Source organism: Clostridium chauvoei (assembly GCF_002327185.1).
Lineage (GTDB): Bacteria > Bacillota > Clostridia > Clostridiales > Clostridiaceae > Clostridium > Clostridium chauvoei.
Genome location: NZ_CP018624.1, coordinates 38467 through 52194, shown reverse-complemented (window position 1 = coordinate 52194; position 13728 = coordinate 38467). Strand labels below are relative to the sequence as shown.

The 13728-nt window shown below is 27.4% G+C and carries 11 protein-coding genes and 1 tRNA gene; 4 read left to right on the top strand and 8 right to left on the bottom strand.

The window, feature by feature from the left end; genetic code table 11:
* Positions 1-58 precede the first annotated feature (58 nt).
* Complete coding sequence (locus BTM21_RS00220) at positions 59-1372, bottom strand: sodium-dependent transporter (protein ID WP_021876672.1); 1314 nt, start codon at positions 1370-1372, stop codon at positions 59-61.
* A gap of 475 nt (positions 1373-1847) precedes the next feature.
* Here BTM21_RS00220 and BTM21_RS00215 point away from each other — a divergent pair, with 475 nt between their 5' ends.
* Positions 1848-3455, top strand: a complete 1608-nt coding sequence (locus BTM21_RS00215) for an ABC-F family ATP-binding cassette domain-containing protein (protein ID WP_021876671.1) — start codon at positions 1848-1850, stop codon at positions 3453-3455.
* 102 nt (positions 3456-3557) lie between these two features.
* On the opposite strand, the gene BTM21_RS00210 is transcribed toward BTM21_RS00215, so the two are convergent.
* Both BTM21_RS00210 and BTM21_RS00205 read right to left on the bottom strand, forming a co-directional pair.
* Positions 3558-4343 carry a Cof-type HAD-IIB family hydrolase gene (locus BTM21_RS00210; protein WP_021876670.1) on the bottom strand — a complete coding sequence of 262 codons (786 nt, stop codon included), beginning with the start codon at positions 4341-4343 and terminating at the stop codon, positions 3558-3560.
* 69 nt (positions 4344-4412) lie between these two features.
* Complete coding sequence (locus BTM21_RS00205; RefSeq protein WP_096145302.1) at positions 4413-6140, bottom strand: ferredoxin hydrogenase; 1728 nt, start codon at positions 6138-6140, stop codon at positions 4413-4415.
* Positions 6141-6557: 417 nt separating this feature from the next.
* Between BTM21_RS00205 and BTM21_RS00200 the strand changes: the two genes are divergently transcribed.
* Entirely contained in the window at positions 6558-7445 is an 888-nt protein-coding gene (locus BTM21_RS00200; protein WP_021876668.1) for a phosphatidylserine decarboxylase, read from the top strand.
* 75 nt (positions 7446-7520) lie between these two features.
* On the opposite strand, the gene BTM21_RS00195 is transcribed toward BTM21_RS00200, so the two are convergent.
* The 5 genes from BTM21_RS00195 to BTM21_RS00180 all read right to left on the bottom strand — a co-directional run bounded on the left by BTM21_RS00195 (position 7521) and on the right by BTM21_RS00180 (position 10761).
* Positions 7521-8711: a Card1-like endonuclease domain-containing protein gene (locus BTM21_RS00195; protein ID WP_021876667.1), complete on the bottom strand. Its 1191-nt coding sequence runs from the start codon at positions 8709-8711 to the stop codon at positions 7521-7523.
* 76 nt (positions 8712-8787) lie between these two features.
* A tRNA-Arg gene (locus tag BTM21_RS00190) sits at positions 8788-8864 on the bottom strand.
* 106 nt (positions 8865-8970) lie between these two features.
* The gene (locus tag BTM21_RS13870; RefSeq protein WP_242969953.1) at positions 8971-9369 is read right to left on the bottom strand and encodes a sensor histidine kinase; all 399 of its coding nucleotides are present in this window, start codon (positions 9367-9369) and stop codon (positions 8971-8973) included.
* Positions 9370-9434: 65 nt separating this feature from the next.
* Positions 9435-9854 (bottom strand): sensor histidine kinase, encoded by a 420-nt coding sequence (locus BTM21_RS13865; RefSeq protein ID WP_242969952.1) that lies wholly within the window; start codon positions 9852-9854, stop codon positions 9435-9437.
* A gap of 139 nt (positions 9855-9993) precedes the next feature.
* Positions 9994-10761, bottom strand: a complete 768-nt coding sequence (locus BTM21_RS00180) for a DUF1189 domain-containing protein (RefSeq protein WP_161493074.1) — start codon at positions 10759-10761, stop codon at positions 9994-9996.
* 168 nt (positions 10762-10929) lie between these two features.
* Here BTM21_RS00180 and BTM21_RS00175 point away from each other — a divergent pair, with 168 nt between their 5' ends.
* Complete coding sequence (locus BTM21_RS00175) at positions 10930-12153, top strand: L,D-transpeptidase (RefSeq protein ID WP_021876664.1); 1224 nt, start codon at positions 10930-10932, stop codon at positions 12151-12153.
* Between the two features lie 205 nt (positions 12154-12358).
* Positions 12359-13717 (top strand): CCA tRNA nucleotidyltransferase, encoded by a 1359-nt coding sequence (locus BTM21_RS00170; RefSeq protein ID WP_021876663.1) that lies wholly within the window; start codon positions 12359-12361, stop codon positions 13715-13717.
* Positions 13718-13728: the final 11 nt, after the last annotated feature.

Here is a 13728-nt window from a genome sequence, read left to right as displayed (position 1 = left end):
ATCTAGTCATTCAAAGAAAGAAAGCAGAGAGTAATCACACATACTCTCTGCTTTCTTTTTAACCTATTCCTCCATAAATAATACCAAGCACTATAACTAATATAGTTATTATAGTAAAACCATATTTCGCAAAAGCTATAAATTTATTTCCTAAACAAGTAGTCGCTCCTGAATTTATTTCTTCTAATACAGAATCCTTATTATTTAAGTAATAGAATGATATAAATACTATTAATGCTCCTACAGGTGATAATATTACTGTCATCAAATCTGCAAAGTTATTAAATAAACCCATATTAATATTTAATGGTATTGAAAGTACAAAAGCTGTCATTGCTATAAAAATAGCGGCTTTTTCTCTACACATTTTACTTTGTGACATTAATGCTTCAACCGGGCCTTCTAACATATTAATTGAAGAGCTTATTGCTGCAAATATTACGCTTAAGAAAAATAATATACCTAATAGTTGTCCACCTGCCATTGATTTAAATATAGTTGGCACTGTTATGAATAATAGTGGAGGTCCTGCTGCTGGATCTAATCCAAAGGCAAATACTGCTGGCATTATAACAAATGAAGCTAGTAATGCTGATATAGTATCAAATATTGCTGTACTTATAGCTGATCTTGGTATATCCATATCCTTTTTCATGTAACTTCCATAAACGACCATACCACATCCATTTAATGATACTGTAAAGAAAGCTTGACCTAAAGCCATAACCCAGGTATTAATTTTAAATAAGTATTCCCATTGAGGAGTTAATAAGTATTTAACTCCTTCCATAGCTCCAGGTAATGTTAATGACCTAATAGCTAAAATTACAAATATAACAAAAAGTAATGGCATTATTATTTTATTTATTTTTTCTATACCTTTTGTTACTCCCATACATACTATGCCTAATGCTATTCCTATAGCTAAAAGGTTCCAAAAGATAGTTTCTGGACTTCCTGAAAATCCATCAAAAAAAGATGAGATGTCAATCTTATTTATTCTTCCATCGATACTTAATGTGAAGTATTTTATAATCCATCCTACTACTACGTTATAAAACATAAAAACTCCCGCTAAACCTATTGCTGGTATAGCACCTACTAATACTCCACCTTTTAACCCTTTATTTCTAAATGAGTTTTTGATACCTGTTAAAGATCCACCCTGTGCGGCTCTTCCAAATGCAAATTCTGTTATAAGTCCTGTTGATCCTAAAATTAAGACAAATATAAAGTATGGTATTAAAAACACCGAACCTCCATTTTGTCCTAATCTGTAAGGAAACATCCATATGTTCCCTAAGCCTACTGCTGCTCCTATACAAGATAAAACAAAGCCTGCTCTACTTGTAAAGTTTTCTCTTTTCTTCATAACCTACAATCCTCCTAAAAATAATAAAACCACATAGCCTTTGCTATGTGGTAATTATCTCAGGAATAAAAAAATCCACATAGCATTCTCTACGTGGTTACATGAATTACACAAATTTGAGTACGTCAAATAATTATAACCATCATAGATACAAACCAAAATTTCTTCAACGGCCTGTACCTATAATTAATATTATAAACACAGAACCTACCTATAATAGTTACAATAATATGCCATATTAACTTTAATTGTTTTAAAGCCAATTTTCTTACTCATATTTGCTCTCCTTATCCTTCATTTCCCATTAATATTACCACCAAAATATGTAAATGTCAATGCTTCATTTCAGAATTATCCTTCAATTTGTACTTTTCCCTTAATTTTTCATGTTTTTTTATTTTTTCTTTAAAGAAAATATGTTAAGTTTATGATATAATAACGAAATGAATAAAATTAGAAATGAGGTCGGTTTTTAGTGATAACTGTATCAAATGTAAGTTTAAGATTTGGTGGACGCAAACTTTTTGAAGACGTAAATTTAAAATTCACTCCTGGTAACTGTTATGGAGTTATAGGAGCAAATGGAGCTGGTAAGAGTACATTCTTAAAAATATTATCAGGAGAAATAGAACCTAATACAGGTGAAGTTATAATTGCTCCTAATACAAGAATGTCTGTTTTAAAACAAGACCACTTTGAATATGATGAATTTGAAGTTTTACAAACTGTTATAATGGGAAATAAAAGATTATATGAAATAATGGAAGAAAAGGATGCTTTATATACAAAACCTGATTTTTCAGATGAAGATGGTATAAGAGCATCAGAACTTGAAGGTGAATTCGCTGATATGAATGGTTGGGAAGCAGAATCTGAAGCTTCTTCATTACTTCAAGGATTAGGTATAGGAACTGATATGCATTATAAAAAAATGTCTGAGCTTACGGGCTCTGAAAAGGTTAAAGTTCTTTTATCTCAAGCTTTATTCGGTAATCCTGGTATCTTAGTTCTAGATGAACCTACCAACCACTTAGATATTAAGTCAATTAATTGGCTTGAAGATTTCTTACTTAGATATGAAGGAACTGTAATAGTTGTATCCCATGATAGACATTTCTTAAATACTGTATGTACTGTCATGGCTGATGTTGACTTTGGTAAGATTAAACTATATGTAGGTAACTACGATTTCTGGTATGAATCAAGCCAATTAGCTCTACAAATGTCTAAAGATCAAAATAAGAAAAAAGAAGAAAAGATTAAAGAATTACAAGAATTCATCGCTAGATTTAGTGCTAATGCATCAAAATCTAAGCAAGCTACTTCTCGTAAGAAGCTTTTAGATAAGATTACATTAGATGATATTGAACCATCAAGTAGAAGATATCCATTCGTTGGATTTAAACCTGAAAGAGAAGTTGGTAATGAAATATTAACAGTTGAAGGTTTAACTAAAACTATAGATGGAGTTAAAGTTTTAGATAATGTAAGCTTTAGAGTAAATAAGGATGATAAGATAGCATTTATTGGTGACAATGAAATTGCCATTTCAACTTTCTTTAAAATTATAACTGGTGAAATGGAACCAGATGCTGGTGAATTCAAGTGGGGAATAACTATAACTAAAACATACTTCCCACAAGATAACTCTGAATTCTTTGAAGGTTGTGAGTTAAGTCTTGTAGAATGGTTAAGACAATATTCAGGAAACACTGTTGAAGAACAATCAGAAAGCTACTTAAGAGGATTCTTAGGTAGAATGTTATTCTCTGGAGAAGAAGCTTTAAAGAAGGCTTCTGTATTATCAGGAGGAGAAAAGGTTAGATGTATGTTATCTAGAATGATGCTTTCAAATGCAAATGTATTAGTTTTAGATCAACCTACAAACCACTTAGACCTTGAATCAATTACAGCTGTAAATAATGGTCTTAGAGATTATAAGAGCGTTTTACTATTCGCTTCACATGACCATCAATTTGTTCAAACTATAGCTAATAGAATTATCGATATTAAAGCTGATGGTTCAATAGTTGATAGAACAATGACTTATGATGAGTACTTAGAATTTGCTGGTAAAAACTAATTTAGCTTAAATAAAAATTAAAAATATACCCTATAGAGTAGACAGTATAAAAAAGTCTACCCTATAGGGTTTTTCTATTTATAGTCCTAGATATTTTCGTGATTAATATTCTAATATTTTTTCTATACATTCACTTACACTATCTACATAATTGTTAGCTTCTGCTTTAACTCCATCTTCTGAGTTTTTAAAAGTAAAACTATTTTCTGTTATTTTAAACATTGAAATATCATTATAAGAATCACCTATAGTATATAATTTCTCTATATCTCCACCATCTAATTCTAAAACCTTAAGTATCCCATTTCCTTTTGAACAGTCTTTAGGAACTATATCAATAAAATATTGATTCCTAAAAGCTTCTAATTTATCACTAAACCTATTTATCAGTTTATTTTTAGCTACTTCAGCAGTAGTCATATCTTTATTTCTTGCGAACAAGGATATGATTGCATAATCTCTCTTGTCTTTAAACAAATCCTCTATACTAATTATCTCTTGAAAATAATTAATTAAATCTTCTATGTCATCTGTTTTTATAGGATCTACAAGATAATTCTTTCCCTGACTTTCAAAATGAATGCATATATTTTTTTCATCAATAAATTCCTTAAAAACAGCCTCTGCTATATCGCTAGTAATGTGATTATCATATATAATTTCTCTATTTTCATCTAATATAACACACCCATTACAAGATACTATATAGTCATATTTTACTTCTGGATATTTGTCAAAAACACTATCTATGCCACTTAAACTTCGCCCTGTTGATATTATAAATTTATATCCCTTTTCTTTAAGTTTTAGTATAGCTTTTATATCCTCATCTTTTATGGAATTATTATCCACCAATGTTCCATCTAAATCACAAGCTAAATATTTCATATTATACCTCTCTTAACTTTTATAATAAAACCTAGATTATTTTATTATAATCTAGGTTTTATTACATTGCTAAATTTTATTATATTTAAAATGAAGAAGCTCATGAGCTTTCCCCTTACCTGGTTCTCCCATATACGTATCATACATTTTCTTTAAAGCTTGATTTTCATGTGATTTTCTCTTAGGTAAATTTTTATCTTGATTATATAAAACCGATGCTCTAATCTCTCTTATATCAATCTTTTCTCTTTCTGATGAACTAACATGTGGTTGCCCTCCACCATTTACACATCCGCCAGGACAAGCCATAACTTCAATAAAGTGATATTTTTTATCTTTAACCCTTCCGATATTTATAAATTCAAATAAGTTGGCAGCTCCATTTACAACTGCTACATTATAATCTAATCCACCAATTTCTACTGTAGCCTCTTTTATTCCTGCTAATCCTCTTACTTGTTTGTATTCTATATTCTCTAAATATTCGCCTTCTACAAAATCCTTAGCACTTCTTAATGCCGCTTCCATAACTCCACCTGTAGCTCCAAAAATAGCTCCAGCACCAGTATATTCTCCCATTGCTGGATCAGCCTCTGAGTCCTCTAAGTTTGCAAAATCAATTTTAGCTTCTTTAATTAGTTTAGCTAACTCTCTTGTAGTTATAACTGCATCTATATTTCTTAAATTATTATTTTGCATTTCTTTTCTATCAGCTTCATATTTCTTAGCTGTGCAAGGCATTACTGTAACTGTAAATACTCTTGATGGATCTATATCATATGTTTCTGGATAGTAAGTTTTACTTGCTGCTCCAAATATTTGTTGTGGAGACTTAGCAGTTGATAAATTTTCTAATAACTCTGGATAGTAGTTTTCTACCTGTCTAACCCATGATGGACAACAAGAAGTAAACATAGGGAATGGTCCATTAGCTTTTATTCTTTGGATTAATTCTGTAGCCTCTTCCATTATAGTCATATCTGCACCAAAGTTTATATCAAATATCTTGTTAAATCCTAACTTTCTTAATGCGGTATATAATTTTCCTGTTACGTCTACTCCATACCCCATCTTAAATAATTCACCCATAGAAGTTCTAACTGCAGGTGCCATAGCTACTATTACATGCTTTTCTGGATTTTCTAACGCATCCTTTACTCTTTCTGTATGTGATTTTTCTGATAAAGCATCAACAGGACATGCTGCTACGCATTGACCACATAATAAACAATTTGTATCATCAAAACATTTTAAGTTTTCAGGTCCTACAATTCTTTCATCATTTACTTTTTGGAATGTTATAGCTCTTGTTCCTGTTTTAACTCTACATGCAGCTACACATCTACCACAATTAACACACTTTGTTCTATCTAAAACAATTGATTTACTTCTATCATCTATATATTCTGATTTATCTGCTACAACAAAAGGTTTTGAAGCTCTTCCTTTTGTTTTTATTACTAACTTTAAAAATTCACAGTTTTCTCTTCTTTTACATGGTCCACACTTAAACTCATGCTTATCTAAAAGTGCTGAAACCGTCTTTTTAACCTCTTCTTGAACTCTTTCACTATTAGTGCTTATTACATCTCCCTCTTTAGGTTTAACGCAACATGCTCTAGCTAGTCTTTCTTGACCTTCTATTTCAACAAGGCAAGTTCCACATTGTCCTATATTGTTACATTCTTCTAAGAAACATAATGCTGGTATTTCTATACCATTTTCTTTAGCTATTTTTAATATACTTTGATCATCCTTAGCTTCTATCTTTTTACCATCAATAATTATATTTTTCATCTAAATTAAGTCCCTCCATTAGTAATTTATATAGTTCTTAATAATAGTTGGAATTTTAATGTTCATAATTGGTTATTATTATAATTTTATAGCATTATTCTTTTAATCAATTATCACTTAATAAATATTATTATATCATTCTTTTTATTAATATTCTGCCTTTGATTTTACGACAAATTCTCTGTAAATACAACTGAAACTATTTAGTAAATTTCACTTTAACTTCTATTGATTTTATATAAAAAAATAAAAAGGCTCTTTAAATATACCTTTTTTACAAACCAATTGTTATTATATTAACAATTTAAAACTTATTGCTTAATTTTGTTTTGAAACTACATTTTAAGAATTTTTTTGCTTATTTGTGTTAATATAGTAATATAAAATATTATTATAAAATTAAAGAGGATGTAATATATGATAAAGGTTTTTAATAGAAATACGCAAAGCTATGAAGTAGAAAAAGTAGCAGGAGAAAACTATATAACTTGGTCTTATGAGTCTCCTATTGGAAAAAGTCTTCTAGAGCTATTAATTAAAAAGAAATTTTTCTCTAAAGTTTATGGCTCATATTGTGATACAAAATTTAGTAAAGGAAAAATTGATACTTTCATTAAAAATTTTGATATAGATATGAATCTATGTAATCAAAATGTAAACGACTTTAATAATTTCAATGATTTCTTTATCCGTACATTAAATACAGATGCTAGACCTATTAATACAAATCCTGATATTTTAACTTCTCCTGGTGATGGTAGATTATTAGCATTCACTAATATAGACACTAATCAATTAGTTCAAGTTAAAGGTATTACCTACAGTCTTTCTGAATTATTAGCTGATAATGATATTGTAAAAAAATATGAAGGGGGAGTATGTCTTGTTTTAAGATTATGCCCTACTGATTACCATAGATTTCATTTTGTAGATAATGGAACTCCTTTAAAAACTACTTTTATAAATGGAAACTACTATTCTGTAAATCCTACAGCATTGGAGAGAATTCCAAAATTATATTGTCAAAATAAAAGAGAATGGTCAGTATTTAAATCTGATAATTTTGGCGATATTATTCATGTAGAAGTAGGTGCTACTTGTGTTGGAACAATAGTTCAAACTTATACTCCTAATAATCCTGTTAAAAAAGGTGATGAAAAGGGATATTTTAAATTTGGAGGCTCTACTACAATACTATTCTTTGAAAAGGATAAGGTTAAAATAGATTCAGATATATTAGAGCAATCTAAATTAGGTTTTGAAACTAAAGTTATAATGGGAGAAACTATAGGTAAAAGATTCTAATTTATAGTTTATTTCAACAAAATTAAGGAGTTAGAACAAATCCTAACTCCTTATTATAATACTTAATTCAGCTCTTTAATTATTATTTTTTACTATACTTTGAATACTCTTTCTAAATTTATTTTCGTCTCCATCAAATATAACTAAATGAATTCCCATTTCTTTAGCCCTTTCTCTAACTGATGCCTTTATAGGCTCCTTAGTTGCAACTAAAATTTTATATGCTTTTTCTCCACCTATTTTTTCACTATAAACATTTAATTCATTTAATGCCATTTCGTTATATTTATCACTATCTTTACATGATATACATATAGGAACCGAGTCCTTTACCGCCACAACATCCACTTCATTTCTCACTACTTTAACATCATTATTCCATAAAAATATAACTCCACTTTTAACCTGATCTATATCTTTTATATCTTGTATCATCATATTAGTAGCCATTTCTAACCAAGTGCCACTTTTAAATATAAATCCCTTTAAATATTCATTTAAAAAATATACTTCTAACTCATCATCATTTATATTTGTATATCTTATTCCATTCATTTCTTTTAGCTTATTTAATATTTTGTTTAATAAATCTTTTTCACTTTTATCTAATAACTTTGTTTTTATTAGTACTCTTTTGGAGTCTTGATAATCGTGAATAAAAATATTAGAATCATATAGTTTTTGTTTATACTTGTGCCATAATGATAAATTTCTATATATTTCCTTAGTTAAATAAACTAAATCTTCTTTATCACATAGTGCAGTAGAATCTTGAAGTACATCTCCACCTGATGCTTTTATAATATCATCTACTTCTAAGTCTCCAAATTCTTCACTTTTAATTTTTACACCATCATCAATTATATATAAAACTTTTTTCTTAATATCTACATATACACTTTTAATATTACTTTCACTACATAGCATTAAAAGTATTAGAGAATTAATTCTTCTTCCACCTGTTAAATTAATTAAAATATTTTTATTTTTATTATTATCTATTAAACCTCTTAGCTTGTCATTTTCTCCTTCTTCTATTATGCACTCTTTTAAAACAACTTGAGGCATATAAGTATTATAGTATTCTTTTATAGCTTTCATTGAACTTTCTTCTTTAGCACTTCTTATAAATATAACTTCTTTACATTTAAATTTCTTTGTTGCTAAAATATTACCTTCATTATGTTCATCAAGCTGATTAATTAAAGTATCTACTTCCATAACCGTACCTTCTTTTAATAAATATATTTTTATTAATTTACCCATAGTTAAAACTTTCTATGTAGTTAGAAAATATTAATATACAACAAAAAAGACTTTGCATACTGCAAAGCCTTATAAATGGTACGGTGGAGAGGATTCGAACCCCCGACCAACTGGTTCGTAGCCAGCTACTCTATCCAACTGAGCTACCACCGCATATCTTCTTTTAACATTTTTTATCTTATCATAAAGATAGAAATAAAGCAAGTAGCATCTAAAAACGCTCTTAAAATAAACTAAAAATTAGATATATATTTAACTTTTAAGTTAAATATATATCTGAAAATTCTATTTCTAACATTTGAATCTTTTCACTGCTACTTCTTTTAACTACTTCTTTAGTTTCTTTAATCCGTGTTATTGGTAACTTAACGATAAAAGTTGTTCCCATTGACTCTTTACTTATTATCTCTATACTTCCATTGTGTGTTTTTACTAAGTAATTTACTAGATCTAATCCTATTCCACTACCTAAATTTTCATTACTTTTTTTCTTTTTAATTTGATAAAATCTATCGAAAATTCTTTTTTGTTCATCTTCTGGAATACCTATTCCTTCATCTGTTACACTAATTTGAATTTCTTCTCTACTTACATAAAGATCTATAAATATATTTTTATACTCTGGCGAAAACTTTATTGCATTAGATATTAAATTCATTATTATTCTATCAATTACTTCTGGATCTGCTGCTATTATGCATTCTTCTTCATTGGTATCAAAAATTAATTGTATATTTTTTGTTTAGCATATCTGTCTATACAACTTATAGTTCCTTCTATCATTGAAACAATATCTATATTCTTTTTGTTTAAAATGTAATAATTATTTTCAAGTCTAGTAGTATCAATTAAATTGTTGATTAGTTTTAACATCTTAAAACTATTTCTTTTAACTATATTCATGTACTCTAGTGCCTTTTTATCACTTATATCTACACTTCCATAATCAATACATTGCATTACACTTATTATTACATTTAGGTGAGCTCTCATATCATGAGAGATATTTAACAAAAAGTCTTCTTGCCTCACATTTTTTTCTTTTAGTTCTTCTATCATCTCTTTTAATCTTATATAATTAGCGTTCAAAGTAATATCGTTTAATTCAATATTCGATTTTGATAATAATTTAGTATCACTCATCTCCCCAAACCCCTCTTATACTTTTATAACATTTTGACTATACCATATACTTTATAGTTTATCATATCCATTTTTTTCAAACAACTACTTTTATACTATTTTTTTACATATTTCACATAAAAAAACGCCAAATGGCGTTTTATATTATTTCTATTTCATTTTTATTAGCTAAGTCGTTTATTACTTTTAATACATATATGATTGAAATTATCATTGTTAGCACTCCTATAGGTAATATTAAGTTTAATATTATTGGTAAGGTCATTGAATATAATGATATTTTTAATACATCTACATACTTTAAATTTGCATTTTTCATTTTACTAAATAACATTCCTGCAACAGATATAATTAATGCCTGGAACAATATTTTAGCGTAAGTTGTTAAAATCATAACTACTATAACAATATACTTTACTGGTGATAATTTGTTAATAGTATTAATAAAACTCTCATTATTAATATACTTAGGTATCATTGGAATATCTTTAAACTTAGCAATATACTCGTCTCCATCATTCCTTGCAACTATTCCATCTTTAAAAAATATTACCGACATATCTTTATGTACTACAGTACTTCTATAAGATTCCGCATCATCAGTTGACTTTGTAGTATCAAATATACTAATAGTACTTCCTTCTTCTTGTTCATATGGTGAAGCTTTAAAATCTAGTGTTCCATCAACCATTTCAAATTCATATTCATCTTGTTGTAATAACTCTACTGCTATTTTTTGAAAAGTTCCTAAAAATATAGCTTGAGATATTCCTAGTGTAAGTCCTATAATTAAACTAAAGATTAATATATATGTTAAAGCCTTATTTAGACCTTCTTTTATTAACATTGGATAATCTTTTATTTTAACTACACTAATTCGCATTCTTGTAATAAAATTTAATTTCACCTTTACATACCTCCGCAAAATTGGTATTATTTCAGTTATTAAATATTCTATCATATATAAATTTATAAACCTATGTAATTTTTATAAATTTTATCTTTTTAGATTAAACTATTAGCTTTTGGTTAATTATTATATATATACAACTTTATCTATTAAGGAGGTAAGAAAATGAAAATAAAATCTAATACTAAAAATAAGAGAAAAAAATCTTCAGTTATATTTAGATTAATTACTGTAGTCTTATTTTTTATTGTATTAGGTATTTTTACCAATATACATCTTTCAAATACTTATTATAATAAATTAAATGAATTTTATTATGCATTTAATAAATGTGACTTCAATACTGCAAGAGAAAAATTAGATTCTCAAGGGTTATACATAAAATTACACAAAGATAAAGTCAATGAAGATTTGACAAAATACTTTACAGGTGTTGTAGAAAAAATTTGTACTTCTGTTAATTCTGGTGAAATAACAGATAACCAAGCACTTACTATATTAAATGAAATAAAAAAATATAGTGTATTAGATTCGTCATTAGATAAATTAATTGTATCTTTTGAAAAAAATTATTCAATCTCAAATAAAGAAAGTAATTCAGAAACAACTAATAAATCATTACAACTTGGTATAGATGCATTAAATAATAAAGATTATTCAAATGCTCTAAAATATTTCAATAGTATCTCTAAAGATGATAAAGACGATTTTGATTTAGCTCAAAATTATATATCAAAAGCTAAAGACTCATATAAAACAGATTTAATAGATAAATCTGATGAATTAATAGCTAATAAATATTATACTAAAGCTATTAACTTATTATCATCTTATGATACTAAGATTTTAGGAGAAAATAATAAAGATATACAAGACAAAATTCATTTTGTTAAAATGGTTAAGGATGAATATTTAGCTAATATCAACAATGAAGATAGTGAATATACATCTACTGCTATACTTAAAACAATTACTACTGATAATGTAAATACATTAAATATAGAAAGTAAAACCCCTTATTTTGTCTATGTAAGCTTAGATCAACAAAAAACCTTTGTTTACCAAGGTTCAATGAATAATTGGAATTTAGTTAAGACATTTAATTCTTCAACTGGATTACCTGGAAAAGAGACTCCTAAAGGTGTCTTTGCAATAACAGGTAGAGGTGAATGGTTCTTCTCTGAGGAATTTATGCAAGGTGGAAAGTACTGGGTTCAGTTTATGGGCGATTACTTATTCCACTCAATACCTTTTAATCAAGATCAAAGCAAGGTAGTTGATAAAACTTTAGGAACTCCAGCTTCTCACGGTTGTATAAGATTAGAAGTTGAAGCCTCCAAATGGTTATATGACAATACTCCAAATGCTACTAAAATAATAATTAATTAAATAACTTTACATTAGTATACTTAATTTAAAATAGCTAATAATAGTATTATTCTGAAATAGACATATTTAAATTTAACTGTTAAATTTATTCTATAGATTACCTATGTATTTCTTCATAGGTAATCTTTTAATTTATATAAAGCTAAATACTTATTTATGCTAATATAATTAATATAAACTTTAATTTAAAGGAGCATTAATATTAATGAATATTTATATACCTAAAGATGTTCAATTTATAATAGATAATTTTTATAACAATGGATATGAGGCTTTTATGGTAGGTGGTTGTGTTCGTGATAGCATATTAAAAGTAAACCCTAAAGACTATGATATAACTACCTCTGCCTTACCTGAAGAAACTCTAAAACTATTTGAAAAAACTATTCCTACAGGAATACAGCATGGAACTATAACTGTTATTATAAATAAAGAATCCTATGAAGTTACTACATTTAGAGCTGATGGTGACTATGTTGATAATAGACACCCTGAATCAGTTACATTTGTTAGAAATATTAAAGAGGACTTAGCTAGAAGGGACTTCACTGTAAATGCTCTAGCTTATAATCAAACCACTGGAGTTATAGATTATTTTAATGGAATAAATGATATATTAAATAAAACTATCAAATGTGTAGGAGATGCTGATAAAAGATTTACAGAAGATGCTCTTAGAATGCTTAGGGCAATACGCTTTAGTTGTCAGCTTGATTTTGAAATTGAAGTTAATACTTATAATTCAATAAAGAAAAATCACAAATTAATAAGTAATATTAGTTCTGAACGTGTACGAGATGAACTTTGTAAAATTCTTATTTCTAATAATCCATCTAAAGGCTTTGAGATGTTAGAAGATACGGGCATCTTAAAAATAATCTTGCCTAAAATACATGAACTAGTTAATTATACTCCTAATTGTAATAATCATAATAGAGATGTATTTAAACATACTTTAAAAGTTATAGATAATACACACAATGACTTACTTTTAAGGTTATCTGCATTATTTCATGATGTTGGTAAATTAAATACAATGACTTTTTTAGAAAATGGTCATTGCTATTTTCCTGGGCATAGTGAAGAAAGTGCTATTATGACTAAAAAAATATTATCTGAATTAGCCTTTGATAATAATACTATAAAAAGATCTTGTTCAATAATAGCTGAGCATCTTGTATTAAATGTTAATTATTTACCTACTGATGGTGAAATTAAAAGACTGATTAATAAGGTTGGAAAGGAAAATATCTATTTATTATTTGACCTACAACGAGCTGATACAAAAGCCTTATGGGCTCCTGAGCCTTTTCTTGCTAAAATTGATTTTATTGAAGCTAGAGTAAAAGATATATTAAAAAATAAAGAACCTTTATCTATAAAAGATTTAGATATTGACGGGAAATTTTTAATGAATAATTTTAATTTAACTCCTGGTAAAATAATTGGTGAGATATTAGAATATCTATTAAATTTAGTCTTAGATAATCCTACTTTAAATAATAGAGCTATTCTTCTAAATAAAGCTTTTTTATATCTAGAAAATAGCATTAAAACTAATTAATAAAAGGTCAT